The sequence below is a fragment of the Dictyoglomus sp. genome (assembly GCA_025060475.1).
Taxonomy (GTDB): domain Bacteria; phylum Dictyoglomota; class Dictyoglomia; order Dictyoglomales; family Dictyoglomaceae; genus NZ13-RE01.
The window spans coordinates 45,109-69,537 of the sequence record JANXBZ010000001.1 but is presented as its reverse complement, the minus strand read 5'-3'; the positions used below and the strand labels follow the sequence as shown (position 1 = coordinate 69,537).

Here is a 24,429-nt window from a genome sequence, read left to right as displayed (position 1 = left end):
TAATAGGCGCCTATCTAATAAGGGAGAATTTTTCTAAATATGAAGCTCAAAAAAGTGGTATCCTAATGGATACCTTTATAACTATTTATTTTTGGGGAAAGGATAGCGAAAAAGCAAAAGAGATTTGCTGGAAAAAATTAGAAGAACTAGATCAAAAGTTAAATAGATTCAATCCCCAAAGTGAAGTTTATAAAATAAATAAAAAAGCAGGAGATTGGATAGAGGTCTCTAAAGAAGTTGAAGATGTTCTTAAGGAAGCAAAATACTATGCTCAAATTTCCGAAGGTCTATTTGATCCAACTATAGGGCCTCTAATGGAATTATGGGGATTTTATAATGGAAGTTTGTATATTCCTAACGATAAAGAATTAAAAGAAGCCTTAAGTAAAGTAAATTGGAAAGATCTAGAAATATCTGAAGGAAAAGTGAGACTTAAAAGAAAAGGAATGTCATTAGATCTAGGAGGAATTGCAAAAGGGTATGCAGTTCAAAGACTTTTGGAGATTTCTAAAAATCTTAATTTGCAAAGAGTTTATTTAGATATAGGTGGAACTATTGGGGTATACGGTAAGCCTTTAAAAGGAGATTATTGGATAATTGGAATTAAACATCCAAGAAAAGAAGGAAGAATTATTGGAAAAATAAAAATTAAAAGTGGAGTAGTAGCTACTTCGGGAGATTATGAAAGATTCTTTGTAAACAATGGTAAAAGATATCCCCATATTATTAATCCTAAGACAGGAATTCCTTCTTCGGAAATAATGAGTGTAACTATCATAAGTAAGAATGGAATTACTGCAGATGCTTTATCAACTTTATTTTTTGTTTTAGGAGAAAGAGGAAAGGATCTTTGGAAAAGTAAATTTAGAGATGTCGGAGTAATTATTGTAGAAAAGGATGGAAAAATCTGGAAGTCTGATAATATTTATTTTGAAGAAGAAAAATGATAAAATTTAAAAATAGAATATACTTTGTTTCTTTTTTAGGAATTATGATTTCTCTTGCTTGTATATTATATTATTTAGAAGCATTATTTCTAAATCCTTTATCTTCGCTTCCAGGAGCAAAACTTGGAATAGCTAATATAATAACTTTGATAGGAATTTATTGGTGGGGTCTAAAAGAAGGATTAATTATCTCTATTCTTAGAGTATTGATTGTGAATATGATATTAGGAGGTCTTTTTGGTTTTTCTTTTTTTCTAAGTTTAATGGGGGGAATAATTAGCGCTTTAACTATGGGTTTTTTGTTTAATAAGAAGGATCTTAGCCTTACTTTTATAAGTATACTTGGTGCTCTTTCTCATAATATTTCTCAATTAATGATAGTATCCTTTTTTATCTCTCATAAAAGTATTTTTTTCTATATTCCCTTTTTATTAATATTTGCTATAACTACAGGAACCTTTAACGGAATTTTAGCAAATTGGATAATTAAAAGATTGTCCTTTATATTAGGAGGAAATTAATGAGAAGGAATAAGTGGTCTATAAGATTACTGATATTCCTATTAATTTTAGGTGTAATTATTGGAGGGGTTATTGCAGAGGCTCTAAAAGACAAAATTCCAATTCTTACTGAGGGCATAAATATTGGTTTTTCTCCTTGGACTTTAGATCTTTATTTTATAAACTTGACATTTGGATTAAATCTTAGATTTAATTTGGGTAGTGCTATTGGAATCCTTTTAGTATTAATTTTTTATAGTATATAGTATTTAAGGTGAGAAAATGTGGGAAGAATTGAGGAGAGGTTGGTATAGCTTCTCTAAAAAAAGCTTCTTCATGTTTATAGGTCTTTTTGTGTTTTTTTTAATTTTTCTTATTTTAATTTTTTTTATAACATCTCTTAATGGTTCTCTGTCCATATGGCAGGATAGAATTAAAGTGTATGCTTTTTTTCCGTCAAATATTTCTGATGAGAATATATCTAGAATACAAAGGGATATTAAAATTCAATTTCCTATAATGAATATAAATTTTATAGATCAAAATACTGCTTGGAAAAGGTTGAAGGAATCTCTTGGAGGTGAAAAAGAAATTTTTGCTTGGGTATCCCCTGCTAATCTGCCAAAAGCATTAGAAATAAGTTTGTATTCTCTTGAGAAAATGGAAGACTTGGTTTCTTGGCTCATATCTAATCCCAATGTCGAGGAGGTGAAATATTCTTTAGAGCTTCGAGATCAATGGCTTAACATAAGTAGAATTGCAAATAATCTAAAGAAAATATTTATTCTTATAGGAAGTCTTGCTTATGTTATCATAATTATTGAGCTTTTGGCTCATTCTCAAGTGGCTTTTCCTAATTTTTCTATTGTATCTCAGATTCTTGAGAATTTCTTTACAATTTTCTTTTCCTCTGTATCTTCTCTTATTGTTTTATATTATATTCTATATTTTTTAAAAGATAATTTTTCGAATATTCTTCCTTATATTTCTTTTATAAACATAAGACATTTTGTTCTTTGGGGATTATTCTTTTTCCTTTCTAGCTTAATATTGAGTTTTTCATCAGCCTTTATTGGCTGGTATAGGTTGAGAGAATGATTCAGAGAAAAATTATCTTTTTTATTTTTATATTATCGTTTATATCTTTTTTATTTAAAGTAGGAGAGACTACAGACCTTTTGACTAAGAAACAACAGGAGCTTAAACAAAAAAAACAAAAAATAACTTTATTAAAGGAACAGGTTAAGATTTTAGAGACTAAAGAACTAAATATTGCAAGAGAAATAAGTAAAATTGATCAGCAATTAGAAAAAACAGAAAGAGAATTAGTTAATGCGGAAGCAAGATTAGGACAAGCTCAAGCAAATCTTATAGTAATATCTACTCAGTTAAAAATTATGGAAAGGAATTTGAAAAATAGAAGTCTAAATTATAAAATCGCCTTAAGTGAAATTTTTAAAGAAAATAGTAATAATGAGAATTATTGGGAGATTTTCTGGGGAAACAAAATTGCTTTTGATTTGTTAGCAATTCCCTATTATCTTAAAAATATTTTTAAAAGTGAGGCTAGGAGATTAGATAAAATAGATAACCAATGTAAAGATTTAGCTCAAAAAAGAAAGGAATGGGAAGAAGAAAAAAGAAAAATAGAGATCTTGGTAAGAGAGATTGAAGAAAAAAAAGCTTATATAGAAAGAAAAAAGAAAGAAAAGAGTGTTTATCTTGAGCAGATAAGAAGACAGAAAAGATTACAGCAACAAACAATTGCAACTCTAGAAAGAGAATCAAAGGAAATTGAGGCATTGATTAGAAGACTAGCTTCTGCCTCTAGATTGAAAAAAGCCCAAAAAGGGAAACTTTCATGGCCTGTTATTGGAGCTATAACATCGGGTTTTGGAATAAGACGTCATCCCCTTTTAGGTGGAGCTTATATGATGCATACAGGAATTGATATATTGGCAGATTATGGCGTTCCTGTAAAGGCAGTGGCTCCTGGAAAGGTTATTTATGCGGATTGGTATGGAGGATACGGTAAACTAGTAATACTAGATCATGGAGGAGGAGTAACAACATTATATGCTCATCTTTCTCGAATTGTGGTAGAATTAGAAGAGCAAGTAAGTGAAGGTCAAATTGTAGGATATGTAGGAAGTACAGGTTTGAGTACTGGACCTCATTTACATTTTGAAGTGAGAGTTGATGGAATTCCCCAAGATCCATTATCTTGGTTAAAATAAAATTTTTAGGAGGAGAAAACTGATGAAGAGTAAAGGAAAGATTATTATAAGTCTTACTATTCTAGTTATTTCTATATTTATCATAACTAAAATTTGGGCTGCTAGAGAAATAGTATATGAAGATATTAAAACTTTTTTAGAAGTGCTTTTTTATATTAAAAATGCTTTTATTGAGAAAAATATAGATAATACTAAATTGCAATATGAAGCAATAAAAGGAATGATTAAAGGGCTTAATGACCCTTATTCTCGATTTCTTGATCCAAAAGCTTTTAAGACCTTTAGTGAAGATATAAAAGGAACTTTTTATGGGGTAGGAATGAGATTGGAGCAAAAAGATGACAAAATTTTTGTAGTAACCCCTATAGAAGGGACACCTGCTCATAAAGCTGGAATAAAACCTGGCGATCAGATTATTGCTGTAGATGATCAATCTGTTGAAGGGAAGACTATTGATGAAGTTGTAAGTATGATTAGAGGAGAGTTAGGTAAAAAAGTAAAAATAAAGATATATAGAGAATCAGAAAAGAAAATTTATGAGTTTGAATTGGTAAGAGTAAAAATAGAAGCACCTGTTGTTGAAGATAAGATTTTAAAAGATAATATTGGTTATATTAGATTTTATGAATTTACACAAAATTCTCCAGAAAAGTTGAGAGCCTCTATAGAAAAAATGAAAAGAAATAATATTTCGGGTTTAATTTTGGATTTAAGAAATAATCCAGGTGGTGATTTAAGATCCGCTGTAGAGATTGCAAGTTTCTTTATAAGTAATAGAGATCAAGTTCAAACTGTTATAAGGGATAAAAATAATAAGATTATAGGCAACTTCTTATCAAAAGGGGTTATAGTTTATAGAGAAGATAGAGATGCAAATAGATGGGGAGAATATGCTACTGGTAATTTGATTTGGGAAAAACCTCTTGTAGTTCTGGTTAATAGATATTCTGCGAGTGCTTCAGAAATATTATCTGGAGCTATAAAAGACTATCAAAAAGGAGTATTAGTTGGGGAGAAAACTTTTGGAAAAGGTGTGGTTCAGAGCATTTTTTCCTTGTCCGATGGTTCTGCTTTAATAATAACAACAGAAAGATATTTACTTCCTTCAGGGAGAAGTATACATAATGAAGGAATAGTTCCTGATTATATTGTGGAAATGGCACCTGAAAATGTAGGAAAAGAGAGAGATATTCAGTTAGATAAGGCTATAGAGGTATTAAAACTTCAAATAGCTTTAAGTAACAAAAAGCTCCAGGAAGGGAAGAAGGTTACAATAAAGGGATGATGGAAGATAATTATAAAAAATATATTCTATTCTTTTCAATAATTTTAGTTCTAATTCTAATATTAGGAAGTCTTTTTCGAAATAATCAAAAAGAAAAAGAAGAAAGAGCAATTTTTGAGAATTTTATAATAGTTCATATAGCTGGAGCGGTAGCAAATCCTGGAGTATATAAATTATTAGAGGGTTCTCGCGTTATAGATGGAATTCAAGCAGCAGGAGGAGCACTTCCTTCTGCTGATTTAGATAGATTAAATTTAGCAGAATATTTAGAAGATGGAAGTAAAATACTAGTTCCTGAAAAATTTATCTCTCCCACATTATCCTCCACAATAAAAGGAAATGTTTTTTCGAATAACAAGATAAATATTAATTTTGCCTCTGAGAAAGAATTAGAAAATTTGCCAGGTATCGGTCCATCTCTGGCAAAGAAAATTGTTGAGTATAGAGAACAAAATGGTCCATTTAAAAGTTTAGAAGATCTTGAGAAAGTAAGAGGAATTGGTAAGAAAAAAATTGAGCAAATAAAAGATCTTATAGAGTGGTAATTGGATAAACTTCCACCATCTTTTTTCTTTTTAATATATTTTATTTGTGGGATTTTCCTTCAGAGGATTGGAGGAGATTTAATTTATTTTTTAGCTATTTTTATTTTTTCTCTTATACTTATCAAAGAAAAATATTTATTTCTTACACCTCTTTTTTTATTTTTCCTTTTTTTAGGATTTTTTCTTTCTAAATCTTCTATTCCAGAATTTAGTTATTTTAGAGGTTTTAAACTTGAGAAAGTTAAGGGAATAGTTGAGGAAGTAGAAGAAAGGGAAAAGATAAAAGAAGTTATCTTTAGACCTCTTAATGAGAAGGAGAAGATTCTTCTCACAGTTGATAAGAATAGAGAGATAAATATAGGAGATATAATTTATCTAGAGGAATTGAAAGTATTTCCAGTAGGAAGAGAAAATATTTACAAGTTTTGGGGGGAAGGAATAATTTTGTTTGGAAATACAAAATATTTTAAAGTTGTAGGGAAAAAACTTTCTTTTCTTAAGTTATTAAGAATTAGGGTTAAAAATTATATAAAAAATATTTTATTATTAAGTAAACCTGAAATTTCATCTTTTTTAAGAGCTGTTATTTTAGGAGAAAGTGGAATTGTGAGTAAAAAAGTAAAGGATCTTTTTATAAATACTGGAACAATACATATTTTAGCAATTTCTGGGCTTCATATTACATTATTAGTGAGTTTTTTAGTTTTTTTAATTAATTCTAAAAATTTAAGGTTTGTTATAAGTTTATTCTTATTTTTCTATGCTTTTATAGTTGGAAATAAACCTCCTGTATTGAGGGCAGTATTTATGTATTTTTATAGTATCTTAGCAAAAAATTTTATAAGAGAAGAAGATATTATTAATTCTTTCTTTATGGTTTGTTTAATCTCTCTAATTTTTTCACCTTTAAATATTTTCAATATTAGTTTTCAGTTATCTTATCTCGCAACTCTTGGACTTATATTGACTCCATCTTTTAAAATTCCCTTAATTAAAAAATACTATCAAGACTTATGGAAATCTTCTTTTTGGTTATTTATTTTTCTCATGCCTTTTAATATTTATTTTTTTGAAAGAGTTCATATTTTATCTCTCATTGGGAATCTTTTTTCTATTCCAATTTTTCATTTGATTCTTTTTCTTTCATTTTTATTAATTCTCTTGAATATTTTTCCATTCACTTCTTTCCTAATATCCATTATTGAATTTCTTATAAATATACTTTTCTCTGGTTTGCAATTTATACTTATAAATTATAAAATTAGTTTGATACTAAGTTTGATACTTATTATTTTTCCTTTTATTTTAAAGAATACAAGAAATGAATTATTGGGAGTTTAAAAAATTAATTAAACAAAAGGAAATTCCACTAGTATATCTATTCATTGGAGAAGAAAAATTTCTTATGGAGGATGCATTAGAGTCATTAAGAAATAGATTTAAGAGCGCCTCCTATCATGTATTCTTTGGAGAAGATATAACATGGAAAGAGATTATTCCTTTTCTGGAGGCTCCTCCTCTCTTTGAAAATCAATTACTAGTTATAAGACATTGTCAAAATTTAAAGGAACCAAAGGAAAAAGATAAGATTATTTCTCTTTTAAAAAAACCTATGAATACTTGTATTGTTTTCATGGCGAATGGGGAAGAAGAGATTAAGAAAAAAAACTATTTGGAAAAGATTATTCCTGGAAATGGAATTGTTGAATTTTCAAAACTAAGGGCAGAAGGTGTTAGGAGATGGCTAAATGAAAAGCTTAAGGAATTAAATATTACATTAGATTCTGACGCTCAGTATTTTTTAACCATATCGTGGGGAGACAATTTAGCTTTTTTATATAAAGAACTAGAGAAAGTGGTTTCTTTTGTTGGAGAAAGAAAAGAAGTTACTTTAGAAGATCTTAAGAAAGTTTCATCCCCAAAGGAAGTAGCATTTTTTACCTTTTTAGATGCTCTATATAAAAGAGATGTATATTTACTTCTTAGCGGACTAGATACTTTATGGAATGAAGGTATTCATCCAATGGTAATATTAGATATAATTATTAAGCAAATTAGACAAATTCTAAGAATTTATGCTTTATCAAAAGAGGGTTTTTCAGAAGAAGAAATCAGAGAAAAACTTGATTTGCACCCTTTTGTGATTAAAAAAACTCTTCAAAATTTAACAAATTTTACTGCCGCAGAACTTTTTGAGTTGTATTTTCTTCTGCGGCAGTTAGATCAGGAAATTAAATCTACAAGTAAAAATCCAAGAATATTATTAGAAAAATTTTTAATAAGAATAAATAAAAAGTTTTAACTTAAACTTGCTAACTTTTCTCTCAAAAGTTTCATAAGCCGAGATTTTTTTCTCGCAGCAGTGTTCTTATGTAACGTTCCCTTTTGGGCTGCCTTATCAATAACACTGATAACCTGCGGAAGAATCTGTTTTGCTTCTTCAATTTTGTTTTCCTCTAAAAGCGAGAGAAATTTTTTAGTATAAAACTTAATTCTTCCTAATCTTAATCTGTTTCTAATCCTATTTCTCTCGTTAATTTTAATTCTTTTAATTGCTGACTTTGTATGTGCCATATATCCCTCTCCTTCTTTATTTTTCTAAAATTTACCTTGGGAATTATACCATAATATATTTAAAATTGAAAGAAAAGCAATAAGTTTATAGTATAATATATTATACTTCTTAGCAAAGGAGAGACAAGAAGATAATTTATGATTATTTTTATAACAAATGACGATGGAATAAATTCTCCATCGTTAGAAGTTATTATTAATAAATTCAAATCTTTTGGAGAAATATATGGTATTCTTCCCGAAAGGGAAAGAAGTGGGGGAAGTCATGCTCTTACATTTCATAAACCCCTACGTGTCTATCCTTACATAAGTAAAGAAGGTGTTAAAATATGGTCCAGTAATGGAACTCCTGCGGATTGTGTTCTTTTAGGTCTTTATTCTCTTTTACCTTATCCTCCTTCTATTGTTATTTCTGGAATAAATAAAGGATACAACTTGGGAAATAATGTCATCTATTCTGGAACTGTTTCTGGGGCGAGAGAGGCTGCTATAAATGGTATTCCTGCTATTTCGATTTCTGTATCTCCTGAGGGAAGAGAAAAAGATTTTGAAATTGCCTGTGATTTTCTTTTAAAGATTATACCTTTAGTTATAAAATTTATTCCTTATGGGGTATTTCTTAATATTAATATTCCTCCTCTTGAAAGCTTAGAGAATGTAGAGGTTGAATTTACCTATCAAGGTAAATTTCATTATAAAAATAGAGTGGAAAAAAGATTAGATCCATGGTTAAGAGAATATTATTGGATTTATGGGGAATTAAGAGAAAATAATGGGAAGGGCTCAGATATAGAAGCAATTAAAAATGGAAAAATCTCTATTACTCCTCTTAGATGGGATATGACTGATTATTCTATATTAAATAATCTGAAGGAAAACTTTAAAATAAAGTAAGGGGGATTTAAAAATGAAAAAATCAGTAAAAGTCTTAATTGCAGAGGATGAGCCTATTGTAAGAATGGACTTAAGAGAACTTTTAGAAAGTCAGGGATATCAAGTGATAGGAGAAGCTTCTGATGGACGGTCTGCTGTAAGTATTGCAAGAAGAGAAAAACCTGACGTAGTTATAATGGATATTAGAATGCCTGGAATGGATGGTATAGAGGCTGCTAAGATTCTAACAGAAGAAGAAATTGCTCCTGTTATTTTTTTAACTGCTTATTCTGATAAAGAATTGGTAGAGAAAGCAAAAGAAGTAGGTATCGTAGCATATCTTGTAAAACCCTTTAAAGAAACAGATTTATTTCCTGCTATTGAGATAGCTATAGCAAGATTTAAAGAATTTATACAGTTAAAAGAGGAAGTGAAAGATTTGAAAGATGCTTTAGAAACAAGGAAATTGGTAGATAGAGCGAAGGGTCTTCTTATGGATTTTGAAGGATTGAAAGAACATGAGGCTTTTAGGTTAATTCAAAAGGCTAGTATGGATAAGAGAAAGCCTATGAAGGAAATTGCACAGGCGATTATATTAGCATATGAATTAAAGGATAAAAAGGAGAAACAATGATGTTATATATAACTTTCTTTATTTCTTTTATAATTTCGATAATCTTAACCCCTATTATTAGAAATATAGCTTTTAAGCTCAGAGTTTTAGATTATCCAAATGAGAGGAAAGTTCATGATAAACCTATTCCTAGAATAGGTGGTGTAGCTTTTTATTTATCAATTCTACTAGTGAATCTTATATTTAATAAAACCATAATTATTGAAAAAGTTCTTTTAGGAGGAAGTCTGATCTTTATTATTGGATTAATAGATGACTTTGTTGAGTTAAAACCTGCGCCTAAATTTTGGTTAACTTTTTTAGCAATACTAGTTTCAGTTTTTATAGGTATAAGACTAGAATCCTTTAAGATTCCATATACAGATATAACTATTTCGGGATGGTTAGCATATGTTTTTTCTTTTTTGTGGCTTTTGGGCATAACTAATGCTATGAATTTTATTGATGGATTAGATGGGCTTGCAGCAGGTGTTTCCGCTATAGCTTCTTTCTCTCTTCTAATTATCGCTCTTTTATTAAAAAGAATGGAAACTGCAATTTTTCTTTCTACAATGCTAGGAGGAGTATTGGGATTTTTATTTTTTAACTTTCCTCCTGCATCTATAATTATGGGAGATTCAGGAGCTATGTTCTTAGGCTTCTTGCTGTCTGCTATATCTATAACTGGAGTGTTAAAGTTTAGTACATTAATAAACTTATTCGTTCCTATCATGATTTTAGGATTTCCTATCTTAGATACGATTTTTTCAATAATTAGAAGAATAATCGAGGGAAGACCTCCTTGGAAATTTGACAAAGATCATATTCATCATAGATTTTTAAAAATAGGTATGGATACAAGACAAAGTATTGGTTTTATTTATCTTATAACTATATCTATGAGTTTAATTGCTATTATTTTATCTCTTTTGTATTATAATAAAGAGATAGCATTACTTATTCTTACAGGTACTTTAGGTTTAATTATATTTATATTGGTAAAATTAGGAATTCTAATGGTAGGTAGAAATGGAAAGATATGATGTAATTGTAGTCGGTGGAGGACATGCTGGTTGTGAGGCAGCATATGCGTCTTCTCGCTTAGGAGTGAAGACTTTACTTATAACTATGAATTATGATACTCTTGCCTGGCTCCCATGTAATCCTGCTATGGGAGGTCCAGGAAAGGGACAACTTATACTGGAAATAGACGCCTTAGGAGGAGCTATTGGACGAATAACAAATAAAAGTATGCTTCAAGTTAAGTGGTTAAATACATCAAAGGGGCCCGCAGTAAGAGCCTTAAGGGCTCAGGTAGATAAATGGCAATATCCAAGACTAATGAGGCATTTTTTGGAACAACAGAGTAATTTAAAGATTTATCAAGGAGAAGTTACAGAGATTATTGTAGAAAATAACGAGGTAAAAGGAGTAATATTATCTACAGGAAAAGAGATCTATGGGGAAAGAATAGTCATTTCTCCGGGAACTTTTCTGAACGGTGTGATTCATATTAGTACGTGGTCAAAACCTGCAGGAAGAATGGGAGAATTTCCTTCCTTTGGACTCTCGGATGCTTTAAGAAGATTAGGATTAGAATTAGGAAGATTTAATACAGGAACTACACCCCGGGTAGACAAAAGAACTGTAGATTTTGATAGACTTATTCCACAACCTGGGGACGAATCTTTACCTTCTTTCTCTTTTTGGGAAAAACCTGAATATAGAGAACAAATTCCATCTTATCTTACAAGAACTACACTAAAAACAAGAGACGTTGTTTTGGCAAATATTCATTTAACTGCATCAAGAATTGGTGGAATGGTTAAAAAGGGACCAAGGTATTGTCCTTCTATTGAAGAAAAATATATATGGTTTCCTAATCATGAAACCCACCAGGTTTTTTTAGAGCCCGAAGGTAAAGAGTCTATTGAGCTTTATGTTCAAGGAATATATACAAGTCTTCCTGAAGAAATTCAATTGAAAATTCTGAGAACTATTCCAGGTATGGAAGAGGTGGAGTTAATACGTCCAGGATATGCTATCGCTTATGATTTTGTATATCCTCATCAGTTGAAGTTAACTTTAGAAACAAAAAAGATAAAGGGACTTTATTTTGCAGGACAGATTAATGGAACTACTGGGTACGAAGAAGCTGCTGCACAGGGAATTATTGCAGGGGCTAATGCTGCATTAAGTCTTCTAGGAAAAGAACCTCTAATAATAAGAAGAGACGAAGGATATATTGGAGTACTGATTGATGATTTAGTTATTAAAGGAGTAGATGAACCTTATAGAATTCTAACTTCTCGCGCGGAATATAGGTTAATTTTGAGGTGTGATAATGCGGATCAGAGATTAACTCCAAAGGCATATAAATTGGGATTAATTGGCGAAGATCAATGGAAAATGTTTCAAGAGAAGATGGAAGCTATAGCCTCCGAAAAGAAGAGATTAGTTAAGACAATTGTTTCTCCAACTCAAGAATTAAATAAACTTTTAGAAGAGAAAGGAACAAACCCTTTAGTGACCCCTATTTCTTTAAATAATCTTTTAAAAAGACCTGAGATTACTTATGAAGATCTTGATAAGCTGAATTTAGGTGGAGAGTTAAGAAAAGATTGGAAAGAAGTAGTAGAGATTGAAATAAAGTATGAGGGATATATTCAAAGAGAATTGTCAAAAATAGCAGAATTTAAAGAATATGAAGACTTAAAAATTCCAGAAGATTTTGATTATGAAAATATTCCTCATCTCTCTCGCGAAGGTAGAGATAAATTGCTAAAAATAAGACCTCAAACCTTTGGGCAAGCGCAGAGGATTCCAGGGGTTAACATAGGTGACTTAACAATTCTTTTATACTATTTAAAACAAAAATATGGAGAAAAACAGAGATTGGCGAGATGAATATTTTAGTAGATCTTATTATGAGTTTTTAGCTCGTCATTTAACACCAGAAAGAACAAGAAAAGAAGTAGATTTTTTAGAAGTAGTGATTCCTTTAAAAAAGAACATGTTGATTTTAGATTTAGGATGTGGTTTTGGAAGGCATAGTATAGAGATGGCAAAGAGAGGTTATAAGGTTATTGGCGTAGATAGATCTTTAGAGCTTTTAGAAATTGCTAAAAAAACTGCAAGAGAGGAAAATCTTATAAATTTGGAATTTTATCCCATAGAATATAAAGATTTAAATCAATTAACTTATTCATTTGATGTAGTCTTATCTTTATATACAAGTTTTGGTTTACATTCGTATAGAGAAGATAAAATAACTTTAAGAGAGATATATAAGATATTAAAACCTCAAGGAAAATTATTCATAGATATTGAAAATAGAGAAGCATTATTAAGACATTTTATTCCATATTCTTGGAATATAATGGATAAGTTTGTACTCCTTTCAGAGCATAAATTTGAGCCTGAAAGTGGATATTATATATCCCGAAGGATTGTATATAATAGGGAGTCTGGAGAAGTGAGGGAATTTTTTAGAAAGATTTACCTTTATACTGCTAGTGAATTAAGTAATTTATTAGAAGAAGAAGGGTTTAAAGTTTTAAGATTTATTGGTGATTATGAGGGTCATAAGTATAGTTTAGCTTCTCATCGATTAATCGTATTATGTATGAAAAGAGAATAAAAAGGGGAGATTTTTTATTTCTCCCCCGTATCTTTATTTTCACTATCAGTTTTTTCCGATTTCTTTTTATAATCGGTTGTGTAGAATCCTGAACCTTTAAATACAATTCCTACTGGATAAAACATTTTTTTTAAGGTTCCTCCGCACTTTAGACATACCTTTGGAGGTTCATCTCCTAAGGTAGTCATTATTTCATATCTTTCATTGCAATTAATGCAGATAAATTCATAGATTGGCATTCCAGCGTCACCTCCTTATTTTTTTCTACGACTAAAATTAATTTTTAATAATCAGAAAAAGTTTTGTCAAGAATTATAAGATAGTTACATTATTTAGTTTTTCTAAATAGAGTTTCTATACTTTCAGAACTTAAGAGAAAATCAATATCTCCAATTAATTCAAACTTTAAACTTTTCATCTTTACTTAAGAGCATTAATAATACATAAATCCCTTTCATGTCTAATTTTCTCAAAATATTGATATAAGGATAAGTAAGCTAAAAGAAAAACCAATAAAGATTCTGCTCCTTGGTTAAGGTTAACACCTTCAGGAGTAAGACCATCAAAGCATCCTCCTGTTTCTTCATCATATAAAACTTTACTATTTTTGTTTTTTCCAAAGAACCAATCAAAGGAAAGCCAAGCAAAGTCTAAATATCTTCTCTCTAAAGTAGTATTATAAGCTGATAAAAATAGAAGAGTCATATATCCTGCTTCAATAGGTTGGTGATCATATTCGCTTTTTATACCGTTTTTATAGTACCATCCTTTATTTCCTACTACATCTAAATAATCTTCTTTAATTAAATTTCTTATTAAAAATTCTGTACTTTCTTTTGCAATTCTTAAGAATTCTAAATTTTTTGTTAAATCATAAGCATAAAATAAAGCCATAGGAATGATAGCATTTCCATAGGTAAGATACTCCTCAAACCATTCCCATTTTTCTTCTTTATTGTGCTTATATTGATTTACAAGAGATTCTGAGAGTTCATTTATATAATCTAAAATCTCTTTTTTCTTATATTTTTCAAGAAAATGATAAAGGCCAAGGATACTGTATCCTTTTGCTCTTGGAGAATTTAGATTTTTTATATTTCTTAATGCCTTTTCAAATATTTCTCTTCCTGCTAAGTGTAAGTTGAAAATATCTATGTGTCCTATCATATAACCTAAAGCCCAAAGACATCTCCCAAAGCAATCTTCTGATCCAATTTCATCTATGAATTCTCGATTGTAATTCATGAAATTATGGAAATATCCGTCTTCTTTCTGGGCATGTTGTATGAAGCTTAAATATTTAATAATAAACTCCAAAATATTCTTATCTTTAGTTATCTCATAATATTTTACTACTACTATTAAGGCTCTTGCATTATCATCAGTTGTATAGCCAGTTTTTCTGTCAGGTACAGAATATTTGGAATGTTGTATTATTCCCGTATCATCAGTAAGTCTTCTTAAATGGGAAAGGGTAAGGGTAGGATATCCTGGAAGTTTTATCATAGGGTATCCTACACCTCCTTTCCAAAGTGTTAATATAAAACTTCGACTCTTTTTGGGAAATTTATTATGGATTTAAATAAAAATACATATTTTAAAGCCACATAGGGCCACTTCATTTGTTTTCCAAATTCCAATGCTTTTTTCTCTAGAGTTTTCATAAACTCTGGATTTTTTAGAATTCTATCTATAGCTTCAGAAATTGCTTTAGCATTTCTAAAATCAACTAAGATTCCTCTGTTATTACTTAGCATTTCTTCTGCATAAAGATATGGTGTAGATATTATAGCTTTTCCAAAGCCAATTGCATAAGCAAGAGTTCCACTACAAATTTGTTCTTTATTTAAATATGGAGTAATATAAATATCTGTTGCTATTAAATACTCTATTAGTTCTTCTTTAGTCAAATACTTATTTACGAATATAACATTATTTTCTAGATTAAGCTCTTTTACTTTGGCTATCAGTTTTTCTCTATAGTCTTCGCCGTATATTTTCTTTACTTTAGGATGAGTTTCCCCAAGAATTAGATAGACTATATTGGGATATTTTTCAACAAGAAAAGATATTGCTTCAATAGCATACTCTATACCCTTTCCTGGATTTATTAGTCCAAAAGTGGAAATAACTAATTTATCTGAAAGACCAAACTTTTGTTTTGCTTCCTCTTTAGATAAAGAATTATATATCGGCACTCCATGATGAATAACTGTAATTTTCTCTTTGGGTATAGAGTAGACATCATTAAGTATTTGAATTGCAGTATTACTTAAAACTATTAATTTTTCACTTCTTTGAGCAATCTTTTGAATTATCCTTTTTTGTTCTTCACGAGGTTGAGTAAGAACAGTATGTAAAGTTGTAATAACGGGTTTTTTAATAACATCTAGAAAAAGATTTAAATACTCTCCATCTTTTCCCCCAAATATTCCAAACTCGTGTTGAATGTTAACCATATCAATATTACTTTTATTTATATATCGAGCACTAAGAATATAATCACTTGGATTGTATTCTTTAATTTTAAAGACCACTTTATTATTAAATTTATACTCTTTGTCGTTTTCTTCTATCACTATAACTTGGGTATTAATATATGGAAAATATTTATCTATAGCATTTACTAAATCATAAGTGAAAGTTGCAATACCACATTCTTGAGGAGGATAAGTACTCAAAAAAGCTACGGTCCCTAATTTTTTCATTTCTTTTCACCTCCTATGGAATTTAGAGTATGTTTTTATAAAGAATATAAGAGCCCTTATAGTTTTTGGAGGAAATAAGTGTACCCCTCAGTATATCTAATTAAAATATATATAAAATAATCAAGTAACTTGTCAAGTCAAGAGAGCTAAGTATAGATAATTGCTTTTAAATAATCTTTATTGTAAAATGAAACAAAGAAGGGAGGATAAAAAATGAAAAAATTAGTATTTTTATTTTTTTTAGCAGTAATAACTATAGTCGCTGGTTGTGTTAAACCTCTGGCTATAAAGCCTCAAGTTATTAATATTGAGGGAGTAGAAATAAGACTTTCTCTTCTTGATCCTTATGAGTGGACTACTTTATCTAAAGATATTCTAGTAATTAATTTAGAAATTACCAATTTAAGGAAAGAAGCTATATGGGCCTATCCTTTAATTAAATCAGTAATTATTGATTCATTAAATAGACAATATTCACCTCTAAGAGAAATAACATATCAGAGAATAGAACCCTATCCTCGGTTCTCATTAGAGTTTCTTTTCTCTTCTCAAAAACCTCCTGAATTTTCTCTTTTCGTTGAATTTGGAGATGAAAGGAAGGAAAAGGAGCTTGTAAAATTAATAGAAAAGTTTGATCTTATGAAATTTAAGGATGGAAGAATTTTTCCTGGTGCTACTGTAAGTGGCATTCTTCTTTTCTATATTCCTTCATATAGACTTCCAGGTAGATTTATTATACCTGATATTTATCTTGAAGAATCTATGAGAAGTTTGACTTTCGAATTCATTATTAGCAGATAGGGAGGTTGATGATGCCTAGAGCAATAGGTGTGGATCTTGGTGGAACAAAGATAAATGTCTTATTAGTAGATGAAAAGGGAAATATTTTAGCAAGAGATAAGAGACCAACTGAGGTAGAAAAGGGTAAAGATCAAGTTATTAAGAAAATAAAAGAAATGATTATAAAAGTCCTTGAGGAAGCAAAATTAGGTTTAGGAGATATTGAAGGTATTGGGATTGGATTTCCAGGTATTGTTGATAGAGAAAGATCAGTAGCAATTTATGCTCCTAATTTAGGTGAAGAATGGAAACAAGAAGTTCCTATTGGGGAAGCACTTTCTATCTTTTTTGATCTTCCCATAGAAATAGAAAATGATGTAAATTTAATAGCTTGGGCAGAATGGCTTGTTGGAGCTGGAAAAGGAACAAGAACTATGCTATCAATAGCAATTGGAACGGGTATTGGTTCAGGAATTATTCTTGATGGTAAAATTTGGAGAGGAGCTCACGGTATCGCCGGAGAATTTGGACATACAACAGTTCTTCCTGATGGACCTTTATGTGGTTGTGGTAATAGGGGTTGTATAGAAGCTATTGCTTCTGGAAGCGCTATAGAGAGATATGCAAGAAATTTATTACCTCAACATTCAGAGAGTATTATTTGGAAACTTTGTGATGGGGATTTAAATAAAGTTTCTGTTAAAACCATTTTGGAAGCTGCGGAAAGGAAAGATGATTTAGCTCTGCATATTTTCAATTATGCTGGATATTATTTAGGTATTGCATTAGCTAACTATGTTCACATTATAGATCCTGAAAGAATAGTTATAGGCGGTGGAGTTGCTAATGTAAGAGAATATATTGCAAAGCCTATGAGAGAGGAATTTTATAAAAGAGCCTTAAATTATGTGAAAGAGAGAGTGAGTTTTGCATGGGCGGAATTAGGAGAAGATGCGGGTGGAATAGGTGCTGGCTTAATGATATTACACAAGTAATTTCTATTCCAAATTTAATAACAATTTTAAGGTTTATTGTAATTCCTTTTTACATTTTTTCTTTACTTGATAAAAATTTTTTCTTAGCTTTAATTCTTTTTCTTTTATCAGCTTTAAGTGATATATTAGATGGATACTTAGCGCGTAAATTGAATCAAGTTAGTAATTTAGGAAAAATTTTAGACCCTGTTTCTGACAAAATTATTATTATAACGAGCCTTCTATATTTTGGTTTAAACGGTTATCTTCCCTTTTTTTTAGTAATAGTTTTTTTTATAAAAGAAAGTTTAATGATACTAATAGGTCTCTATTTTCTTTCAAAAAAGATAGAGATTATATCGTCACGAATTTTCGGTAAACTCGCAACAGTTTTTACTTCTATCTCTGTTATTATGATTTTAATTAAACTTTCCTTTGCAGAAATTATCTTTATTATAGGTCTTTTTTTATCTTTGATAGCGGGTTTCGATTATCTTTTAATATATACTAAAAAACTTAAATCTTCTTGAATATACAGACTATATCTCCAAATTGTAAAATGTCGTTATCATGTAATAACTCTCTTTGGATTTTTATACCATTTACAAATGTTCCATTAGCGCTATTCAAATCTTCTATGTAATAGTTTTCTCCCTCTCTTATAATTTTTGCATGAAACCTTGAAACTGTGGGATGAGAAAAAATTATGTCATTTCCTTCATCTCTTCCAATTTTAGTTTCTTCTTTTTGAATCTTAAAGTCTTTTCCTCTTTCTAAGCCATGTTTTATTATTAAATATGCCCAATAAATTGGTGCAACAGCTGAGTCTAACATAATAGTATTTGATTTAAATTCTTTAAGGTCTTTAAATTTTTGCATTTTAGGTTTCTCTATTTTTTTTAGTCTTAATATTAGATCAACCGCTATTAATAAAATTAGAATTCCCAATAATATATTTCCCATGATTGATACCTCCATAGTTATATATTAATTTATTATACGAAAGGTTTCATGAAAGTCAAACAGCAGAGGAGGCTTTTCTAAAAGGTTATTTTAAAATATAAAGATAAAGAATTTAAAATTTGACACAATTGTAATTTTAGTGATAAAATAAAGTCAACAATTATACAAAAGGAGGTGATTAAAGAAAGGAATTTTTTAAAAATTATCAATGTACTTTTTCCCCTCTGTAATTTAGAGAGGAAGTTCATTACCTTATCTGGGTAATGGAAACTCTCTCTAAAAATTATTTGTTAAGGAGGGTAGCATGAGTCGAAAATTTTTGATATTTACTTTAATTTTATGTTTAGGTTTATCTTCGTTGACTTTTGCTCAAGTAAAGACTAGATTTAAAGATGTTCCTCCCACTCATTGGGCAGCAGAAGCAGTAAAATACCTCTCAGAGATAGGAATAATTGCAGGAATAAAACCTGATACTTTTGGTGGTGACATGTATGTTACAAGATACCAAATAGCGGTTCTGCTTTATAAATTAATTCAACAATTCAAACTTGCAGAGCTTGCTATTCCAGCAAAAGATATTGCAGAACTAAAAACCTTAGTGAAGGAGCTTAGCGAAGAATTAACTCTCTTAGGCAGTAAGGTAGATGATTTAATGGCAGTATTAGATGAATTATCAGGAAGAGTGGCTGATGTAGAGTCTGCGTTGGAAGGAAAAGCTTCTTTAGAAGATGTAAAAACTATAGTTGATGAAAGTTTAGGAGATGTAGTATCAAGATTAGATGAATTAGAGGGAAGATTAAGTGATTTAGAAGGGTTAGTAGGAGACTTAGATAGCAGGTTATCTGAGGTAGAGGTAGCATTAACGGAGAAGGTAAGTTTAGAAGAAGTAGAGGCATTAATATCAGAGAAGATAGCAGAGATAGAGATACCTGACATAAGTGAATTAGAGGGAAGATTAAGTGATTTAGAAGGGTTAGTAGGAGACTTAGATAGCAGGTTATCTGAGATAGAGGTAGCATTAACGGAGAAGGTAAGTTTAGAAGAAGTAGAGGCATTAATAGAAGACAAATTAGTAAGTATTGTTGAAAGATTAGATAATGTTGAGGCAGTTGTATCAGATTTAGATATACGTATTGGAACTTTAGAAAATGGAATTTCTGACTTAATGGCAGTAACTGATGATCTATCATCTAACTTAATCTCTCTTTCTGAGAGAATAGATGCTCTTGAGGGCTCAGTTAAAGATTTAGAATTGCAAATTGCAGATCTTGCTACTCAAATTGCAGAGATTGAAAAGATAGAAGTGACTGAAGAACAGATCAGAGCGGTAGTGGAGGTAAAACTTGAGGAACTAATTGAAAAAATAACAAGAGAAGTAATGGAAGAGCTAATTGGTAGGGTAAGTGATTTAGAGGGATTAGTAGGAGATATTGACCGTAGATTAGTAGATGTAGAGGTAGCATTAACTGAGAAAGCAAGCTTATATGAAGTAGAGGAAAAAATATCAGGTGTTGTTGAAAGATTAGATAATGTTGAGGCACTTATATCAGATTTAGAAAGTGGACTTTCTGATTTATTAGTAGTAACTGATGATCTATCATCTAATCTTATTTCTCTCTCTGAAAGAGTAGATGCTCTTGAGGGATTAACTGAAACTGTTGATAATTTATCAGCTATGGTAGAAGATCTTGAAGTTAGAGTATCTGATGTAGAAATTCTTCTCACTGATAGACCTACAATGGACGAAGTAATTGCGCTATTAGAGGAAAAATTAGCAGAGATAGAAATTCCAAATGTAGAAGAATTAAGACTCTTAGTTGAGGAACATAGTGATACTCTTGAGGCTTTAAGAGCTGATGTAGATGCCATTCTTGTTGAAGAATTACCTACAATAAAAGATGATATAGCAGGTTTGCAAAATCAAGTAGCAGAATTGGCTGATAGAGTATCTCTTATTGAATCAGGATTGAAACCAGAAGTATTAGAAGTGATTATAGAAGTAGATAAATTATTAGCAACAATAGAAAAAATAGACGTTGGAACTGAAAACCTTTATACTCTCGTTGATGATTTAGCAATAAGTCTTACAAGCTTGGGAGAAAAAGTTTCTTCTCTTGAAGAATCAATATCTAGTGTTCAGGAAAAGGTAGCAGGAATTGAGAAATCTATTGCTAAATTTACAGTAAGTGGATCTACTTCTGTTACTGCAAAGAAGGAATTTGGAGAAGCAAAAAATATTGTTGTTGATGATTCTACAACTCTGAATTTAACATTTGTACCTGTAGATGGCGTAAAAATATCTACAAGTATATCTCTCAAGGGTATAACTTCGAAAATAGATCCTAAACTTAATAAATTAGATGTTAGTGTATCAGAAGCAGTATTTGGAATAAAGAATGTTTCTCTTGTCTATGATCATACTGCAAGTAGCAATTTCGCAGTAGATGTCAATGGGCTTGTAGGAGCAAAAACTGCAAAATTAGTAGCATCTGCAGAATTACCATTTAAAGGAATAAAAGCAAGTCTTGGAGTTGATGGAAGTTTTGATGGAACATATACAGATCTTATTGTAGGTAAAGTTTATGGGAGTGTAGGTAATATAAACTTCAATATATTTGGTACTTTATCAACTCATACTACCTTAACCACTGCTCTATTTATAACTGGGCCTCTTGGTATAGATGTTGATACTTCTATTGCAAAGGGAATTAAACTTTTCGGTGAAATTATGTATGACAATGCAATATTTAATTTGTTAGCTGGAACATCTCTCGAAGATATACTTGCAAAAGGACTAAGCTCCACCTTAAAAGCGACATATAAAGATAATAAATTAGAACTTTATGCATCTGCAAGCTATCCAGTGACTCCTCAGGCAAAAGTAACGGGAGAGGTTACAGTCTCTGATGTAACAGCTACACCTGGCGTAACAGTAAAGGGAACAGTAGAGGGAACTATTGCTCCCTTTGCATATAAGACATGGCTCTCTGCTGATCTAAAAACAAATAAATATGCAGGATATGTAGAGGTTTCTGCAGTAATGGATCCTTACTCCTTCAAAGTTGTGGCAGATATGCCAGATCTGACAAAGATTGCTGATCTTAATACTACAAAGTTAACAGTAGAGGGAAGTTATAAACTTGCACCAAATCTTAAACTATCAGCCTTTGTAACTACACATTATGAAGGTACTACTACTGCTGCAGGAAAAATCTCCGCGGATCTAGAGCTTGCTCCTAAGGTTAATGTAAACTTTACAGTACTTAAGAAGGCATTAGGAACATTAACAACTGATCCATTAAAAGATCTATCTGCTAGTGTAACAACTTCAGTGAGCTTCTAATCTAAGCAATCATAAAAAGGGGCTCCCACGTGGGGGCCCCTTTTTTTATATGTTTTCAAGCAATGCTCTGAATAAAAAAGGAATAAATTTAATTGATTTTAAGTTTTTAGGATTTGAAATTATTGAAGGAATAGCAGAAAGAATTGAGGATTGATAGGCAGTATCTCCTTTTTCTTCTAACTTTTTGATCACGTCGGGATTTTTTAAAATAATATCCCATATTTCTTCTAGATCTTTATCAGAAAGTTTATTTAAAAATCTTCTTATAAATCCAGTGAAAAATAGTTCTTTTCCAAAAGATTTTTTTATTAGTCTGGGATAGTTTTTTAAAAAATTTAAATTTCCTGTCTCAAGATATCTGTAAATCTGATTTACTGCTATCTTGGCTCCCTTGAGTCCAAAGTATATTCCTCCACCTGTGGTAGATTTATTAAATCCTCCTGCATCTCCTACTACAATTATGTTTGGAGGAATATACATTTCATAAGGTCCATATAAAGGGATAATTCCAGAGTATCTTTTTTCAATCTTTAAATTCTTTATCCTTTCTTTTATTTTAAATATTAGATTATCTAAAAAAATTTGAGGGTTATTTTTCGGATAAACTGCAACTCCGATCTTTACTAAATTATCTTTAAAAGGAGAAATCCAAGAAAAAAATCCCTTTGAATATTTCTCTCCAAAGTATAATTCAACACATTCTTTATCTTTTAAAGATATTCCAGATACTTCATATTGAAAACCAATTAAAAATGGATTCACTGAAATTCCTAAATTTCTTAAAAATTGTCTTTTCGCCCCTTCAGCATCTACAATTACTTTTCCCTTTATCTTGTTTATTCTTTCCTTTTCTTTATAGTATACTTCGCTATATCCTTTAAAATGTTCAATACCAAAGGCTTTTGATCCAAGTAATATTTTTGTTCCCTTCTTTTCTGAAATCTCTCCTAATTTTTCATCGAATTTTACTCTATCTAATATATACGAATCTTCTTTTTCTTTTTTTAATTTTATCTCTTTTCCTGAAGGGGAATAAAAATAGCCTCCCTTTAAAGGGAAAAGAATAGAATCTTGAGGAAGGAGAAATTCCTTAAAAGCATGAACACTTAATTTTCCTAAGCAATGAAGAGGTTCTCCAATTTTATTATGTTCTTCCAATATGACAACTTTTAGTCCTAAAGAGGCAGAAAGATAGCCTGTAAAATTACCAATAGGTCCTGCACCAATTATTATCAAATCCCATAGCATTATTCTTGTAGTTCTTCCCAAGCTTTAAGAAGTCGTCGGACTCCTTCAAAAATATCATTCACATTAGTTTGTGAGAAAGATATTCTTGCAGTATTTTTTCCTTTTCCATTTACAAAAAATTCCTCTCCTGGAACAAAACTGGTTTTATTTTCTAATGCTTTTTCTGCCAAATTATAACAATCCATATTCTCAGGAAATGTCAAAAAGAAGAAAAAACCTCCTGAAGGATTATTCCAGACTGCCTTTCCTGAAAAATATGTTTTGAGAGCTTCTTTTAATTTATCTCTTTTTACTTTATATGCAGTTTTTAATCTTTCCAGATGACTTTTCAAAAAACCATTTTTACAAAAATAGTATATTAATTTTTGCGCATATGTTCCACAGCAGAGATCGGATGCTTCTTTTAGTAATCGCAAAGGTCTAATTAGATCCTTTGGTGCAACAATAAATCCTGTCCTCAACCCAGGAGATAATATTTTTGAAAAGCTTCCTATGGTAATTAGATAATCACTATCCTTCAGAGTTAATAAAGGAGGCAAAGTATCCTCATCATAGGCTAAAAGACTATATGCTAAATCTTCCACAATATAAAATTTATATTTTTCTGCAAGATCTATTAATTTTTTTCTTCTTTCTAAAGGAAGACACGTTCCAGCAGGGTTTGAAAAATCAGGAACAACATATAAAACTTTTGGAGAAGTCGGTAGTTTTTTAATAGTTTCTTCTAGTTCTTCCAAATTTATTCCCTTCTCATCCTGAGAGATACCAATTAATGTAGATTGAAAGACTCTCCAGGCTTGAATTGTTCCTAAATATCCAGGAGACTCAATTAATGCATAATCATCAGGATCTAATAATAATTTTCCAATTAGGTCTAAAGCTTGTTGAGATCCTTCTGTTATAATTATATTTTCTATAGGCACAGTTTTTCCCCATTTTATAAAAAATTCCTCTCCTATCCAACTTCTAAGATTTGTATCTCCTATACTCGACGAGTATTGAAAAACAATTTTCCCTTCTTTTTCTAGCATTTCCTCTTGACATATTTTAATTTCCTCAATGGGAAATAAATTATTATCAGGTAAACCGCCAGCAAAGGAAATAACTTCAGGGTCTTGAGCAAGAACAAATTTGGACATAGCATCAGAAGAAGGAGTTTTTGTTCTTTTTGAAAGTAAATCTCTCATATAAGATCCCTC

General features: G+C 30.4%; 25 protein-coding genes. 18 read left to right on the top strand and 7 right to left on the bottom strand.

The window, feature by feature from the left end:
• The first annotated feature begins 65 nt into the window (after positions 1-65).
• The 9 genes from NZ841_00340 (at position 66) to holA (ending at position 7,816) form a co-directional block, all read left to right on the top strand.
• Entirely contained in the window at positions 66-947 is an 882-nt protein-coding gene (locus tag NZ841_00340; GenBank protein MCS7201223.1) for an FAD:protein FMN transferase, read from the top strand.
• Positions 944-1,468, top strand: coding sequence for a Gx transporter family protein (locus NZ841_00335; GenBank protein MCS7201222.1), 525 nt, complete (start codon positions 944-946; stop codon positions 1,466-1,468). Before NZ841_00340 ends, NZ841_00335 begins: the two co-directional genes overlap by 4 nt.
• The gene (locus NZ841_00330) at positions 1,468-1,713 is read left to right on the top strand and encodes a DUF4321 domain-containing protein (GenBank protein ID MCS7201221.1); all 246 of its coding nucleotides are present in this window, start codon (positions 1,468-1,470) and stop codon (positions 1,711-1,713) included. The genes NZ841_00335 and NZ841_00330 overlap by 1 nt, the downstream gene beginning before the upstream one ends.
• An 88-nt stretch (positions 1,714-1,801) precedes the next feature.
• Complete coding sequence (locus NZ841_00325; protein ID MCS7201220.1) at positions 1,802-2,545, top strand: permease-like cell division protein FtsX; 744 nt, start codon at positions 1,802-1,804, stop codon at positions 2,543-2,545.
• 80 nt (positions 2,546-2,625) lie between these two features.
• Positions 2,626-3,684 (top strand): peptidoglycan DD-metalloendopeptidase family protein, encoded by a 1,059-nt coding sequence (locus NZ841_00320; GenBank protein MCS7201219.1) that lies wholly within the window; start codon positions 2,626-2,628, stop codon positions 3,682-3,684.
• 22 nt (positions 3,685-3,706) lie between these two features.
• Entirely contained in the window at positions 3,707-4,969 is a 1,263-nt protein-coding gene (locus NZ841_00315) for a S41 family peptidase (GenBank protein ID MCS7201218.1), read from the top strand.
• On the top strand, positions 4,966-5,514 hold the full coding sequence (locus NZ841_00310) for a helix-hairpin-helix domain-containing protein (protein ID MCS7201217.1): 549 nt from the start codon (positions 4,966-4,968) through the stop codon (positions 5,512-5,514). The genes NZ841_00315 and NZ841_00310 overlap by 4 nt, the downstream gene beginning before the upstream one ends.
• Complete coding sequence (locus NZ841_00305) at positions 5,515-6,855, top strand: ComEC/Rec2 family competence protein (GenBank protein MCS7201216.1); 1,341 nt, start codon at positions 5,515-5,517, stop codon at positions 6,853-6,855. It begins immediately after the preceding gene.
• Positions 6,836-7,816, top strand: a complete 981-nt coding sequence (gene holA / locus NZ841_00300; protein ID MCS7201215.1) for a DNA polymerase III subunit delta — start codon at positions 6,836-6,838, stop codon at positions 7,814-7,816. The genes NZ841_00305 and holA overlap by 20 nt, the downstream gene beginning before the upstream one ends.
• Here the strand turns inward: holA and rpsT are convergent.
• Complete coding sequence (rpsT, locus tag NZ841_00295; protein MCS7201214.1) at positions 7,813-8,088, bottom strand: 30S ribosomal protein S20; 276 nt, start codon at positions 8,086-8,088, stop codon at positions 7,813-7,815. The genes holA and rpsT overlap by 4 nt on opposite strands.
• A gap of 138 nt (positions 8,089-8,226) precedes the next feature.
• Here rpsT and surE point away from each other — a divergent pair, with 138 nt between their 5' ends.
• Genes surE through NZ841_00270 form a run of 5 tightly spaced genes read left to right on the top strand, consistent with a single transcriptional unit; the run spans position 8,227 to position 13,214 of the window.
• Complete coding sequence (surE, locus tag NZ841_00290; protein ID MCS7201213.1) at positions 8,227-8,982, top strand: 5'/3'-nucleotidase SurE; 756 nt, start codon at positions 8,227-8,229, stop codon at positions 8,980-8,982.
• 13 nt (positions 8,983-8,995) lie between these two features.
• A complete protein-coding gene (locus NZ841_00285) occupies positions 8,996-9,595 on the top strand; it encodes a response regulator (GenBank protein ID MCS7201212.1) in 600 nt (199 codons plus the stop codon).
• Positions 9,595-10,617: an undecaprenyl/decaprenyl-phosphate alpha-N-acetylglucosaminyl 1-phosphate transferase gene (locus NZ841_00280; GenBank protein MCS7201211.1), complete on the top strand. Its 1,023-nt coding sequence runs from the start codon at positions 9,595-9,597 to the stop codon at positions 10,615-10,617. Before NZ841_00285 ends, NZ841_00280 begins: the two co-directional genes overlap by 1 nt.
• The gene (gene mnmG / locus NZ841_00275; protein ID MCS7201210.1) at positions 10,604-12,481 is read left to right on the top strand and encodes a tRNA uridine-5-carboxymethylaminomethyl(34) synthesis enzyme MnmG; all 1,878 of its coding nucleotides are present in this window, start codon (positions 10,604-10,606) and stop codon (positions 12,479-12,481) included. Before NZ841_00280 ends, mnmG begins: the two co-directional genes overlap by 14 nt.
• Positions 12,453-13,214: a methyltransferase domain-containing protein gene (locus tag NZ841_00270; protein ID MCS7201209.1), complete on the top strand. Its 762-nt coding sequence runs from the start codon at positions 12,453-12,455 to the stop codon at positions 13,212-13,214. Before mnmG ends, NZ841_00270 begins: the two co-directional genes overlap by 29 nt.
• 14 nt (positions 13,215-13,228) lie before the next feature.
• Here NZ841_00270 and NZ841_00265 read toward each other — a convergent pair whose 3' ends face one another.
• The 3 genes from NZ841_00265 to NZ841_00255 all read right to left on the bottom strand — a co-directional run bounded on the left by NZ841_00265 (position 13,229) and on the right by NZ841_00255 (position 15,922).
• Entirely contained in the window at positions 13,229-13,453 is a 225-nt protein-coding gene (locus tag NZ841_00265) for a zinc ribbon domain-containing protein (GenBank protein ID MCS7201208.1), read from the bottom strand.
• 181 nt (positions 13,454-13,634) lie between these two features.
• Positions 13,635-14,720, bottom strand: a complete 1,086-nt coding sequence (locus tag NZ841_00260) for a glycosyltransferase (GenBank protein MCS7201207.1) — start codon at positions 14,718-14,720, stop codon at positions 13,635-13,637.
• Positions 14,721-14,749: 29 nt separating this feature from the next.
• Positions 14,750-15,922 (bottom strand): glycosyltransferase family 4 protein, encoded by a 1,173-nt coding sequence (locus NZ841_00255; protein MCS7201206.1) that lies wholly within the window; start codon positions 15,920-15,922, stop codon positions 14,750-14,752.
• 213 nt (positions 15,923-16,135) lie between these two features.
• Here NZ841_00255 and NZ841_00250 point away from each other — a divergent pair, with 213 nt between their 5' ends.
• From NZ841_00250 to NZ841_00240, 3 genes are read left to right on the top strand one after another with little or no spacing between them, the layout of a single operon-like run.
• On the top strand, positions 16,136-16,723 hold the full coding sequence (locus NZ841_00250; GenBank protein MCS7201205.1) for a hypothetical protein: 588 nt from the start codon (positions 16,136-16,138) through the stop codon (positions 16,721-16,723).
• Between the two features lie 11 nt (positions 16,724-16,734).
• Positions 16,735-17,697: an ROK family protein gene (locus NZ841_00245; GenBank protein ID MCS7201204.1), complete on the top strand. Its 963-nt coding sequence runs from the start codon at positions 16,735-16,737 to the stop codon at positions 17,695-17,697.
• Complete coding sequence (locus tag NZ841_00240) at positions 17,634-18,206, top strand: CDP-alcohol phosphatidyltransferase family protein (protein MCS7201203.1); 573 nt, start codon at positions 17,634-17,636, stop codon at positions 18,204-18,206. Before NZ841_00245 ends, NZ841_00240 begins: the two co-directional genes overlap by 64 nt.
• On the opposite strand, the gene NZ841_00235 is transcribed toward NZ841_00240, so the two are convergent.
• Entirely contained in the window at positions 18,193-18,639 is a 447-nt protein-coding gene (locus NZ841_00235; protein ID MCS7201202.1) for an FHA domain-containing protein, read from the bottom strand. The two genes, NZ841_00240 and NZ841_00235, sit on opposite strands and share 14 nt — an antisense overlap.
• Before the next feature lie 304 nt (positions 18,640-18,943).
• On the opposite strand from NZ841_00235, the gene NZ841_00230 reads away from it, so the two are divergent.
• Entirely contained in the window at positions 18,944-21,982 is a 3,039-nt protein-coding gene (locus tag NZ841_00230) for an S-layer homology domain-containing protein (GenBank protein MCS7201201.1), read from the top strand.
• Between the two features lie 45 nt (positions 21,983-22,027).
• On the opposite strand, the gene NZ841_00225 is transcribed toward NZ841_00230, so the two are convergent.
• Both NZ841_00225 and NZ841_00220 read right to left on the bottom strand, forming a co-directional pair.
• Positions 22,028-23,230, bottom strand: coding sequence for an NAD(P)/FAD-dependent oxidoreductase (locus NZ841_00225; protein ID MCS7201200.1), 1,203 nt, complete (start codon positions 23,228-23,230; stop codon positions 22,028-22,030).
• Entirely contained in the window at positions 23,230-24,417 is a 1,188-nt protein-coding gene (locus NZ841_00220; protein MCS7201199.1) for a PLP-dependent aminotransferase family protein, read from the bottom strand. The genes NZ841_00225 and NZ841_00220 overlap by 1 nt, the downstream gene beginning before the upstream one ends.
• Between the last annotated feature and the right edge of the window lie 12 nt (positions 24,418-24,429).

Coding starts and splice junctions, on each gene's coding strand:
- NZ841_00220 (MCS7201199.1), bottom strand. CDS start 24,417: ATGAGAGATTTACTTTCAAAAAGAACAAAAACTCCTTCTTCTGATGCT.
- NZ841_00240 (MCS7201203.1), top strand. CDS start 17,634: ATGGGCGGAATTAGGAGAAGATGCGGGTGGAATAGGTGCTGGCTTAAT.
- NZ841_00270 (MCS7201209.1), top strand. CDS start 12,453: ATGGAGAAAAACAGAGATTGGCGAGATGAATATTTTAGTAGATCTTAT.
- NZ841_00260 (MCS7201207.1), bottom strand. CDS start 14,720: ATGATAAAACTTCCAGGATATCCTACCCTTACCCTTTCCCATTTAAGA.
- NZ841_00235 (MCS7201202.1), bottom strand. CDS start 18,639: ATGGGAAATATATTATTGGGAATTCTAATTTTATTAATAGCGGTTGAT.
- NZ841_00285 (MCS7201212.1), top strand. CDS start 8,996: ATGAAAAAATCAGTAAAAGTCTTAATTGCAGAGGATGAGCCTATTGTA.
- NZ841_00230 (MCS7201201.1), top strand. CDS start 18,944: ATGAGTCGAAAATTTTTGATATTTACTTTAATTTTATGTTTAGGTTTA.
- NZ841_00315 (MCS7201218.1), top strand. CDS start 3,707: ATGAAGAGTAAAGGAAAGATTATTATAAGTCTTACTATTCTAGTTATT.
- NZ841_00245 (MCS7201204.1), top strand. CDS start 16,735: ATGCCTAGAGCAATAGGTGTGGATCTTGGTGGAACAAAGATAAATGTC.
- NZ841_00255 (MCS7201206.1), bottom strand. CDS start 15,922: ATGAAAAAATTAGGGACCGTAGCTTTTTTGAGTACTTATCCTCCTCAA.
- NZ841_00335 (MCS7201222.1), top strand. CDS start 944: ATGATAAAATTTAAAAATAGAATATACTTTGTTTCTTTTTTAGGAATT.
- NZ841_00280 (MCS7201211.1), top strand. CDS start 9,595: ATGTTATATATAACTTTCTTTATTTCTTTTATAATTTCGATAATCTTA.
- mnmG (MCS7201210.1), top strand. CDS start 10,604: ATGGAAAGATATGATGTAATTGTAGTCGGTGGAGGACATGCTGGTTGT.
- NZ841_00265 (MCS7201208.1), bottom strand. CDS start 13,453: ATGCCAATCTATGAATTTATCTGCATTAATTGCAATGAAAGATATGAA.
- surE (MCS7201213.1), top strand. CDS start 8,227: ATGATTATTTTTATAACAAATGACGATGGAATAAATTCTCCATCGTTA.
- NZ841_00310 (MCS7201217.1), top strand. CDS start 4,966: ATGATGGAAGATAATTATAAAAAATATATTCTATTCTTTTCAATAATT.
- NZ841_00340 (MCS7201223.1), top strand. CDS start 66: ATGGATACCTTTATAACTATTTATTTTTGGGGAAAGGATAGCGAAAAA.
- NZ841_00330 (MCS7201221.1), top strand. CDS start 1,468: ATGAGAAGGAATAAGTGGTCTATAAGATTACTGATATTCCTATTAATT.
- NZ841_00250 (MCS7201205.1), top strand. CDS start 16,136: ATGAAAAAATTAGTATTTTTATTTTTTTTAGCAGTAATAACTATAGTC.
- rpsT (MCS7201214.1), bottom strand. CDS start 8,088: ATGGCACATACAAAGTCAGCAATTAAAAGAATTAAAATTAACGAGAGA.
- NZ841_00225 (MCS7201200.1), bottom strand. CDS start 23,230: ATGCTATGGGATTTGATAATAATTGGTGCAGGACCTATTGGTAATTTT.
- holA (MCS7201215.1), top strand. CDS start 6,836: ATGAATTATTGGGAGTTTAAAAAATTAATTAAACAAAAGGAAATTCCA.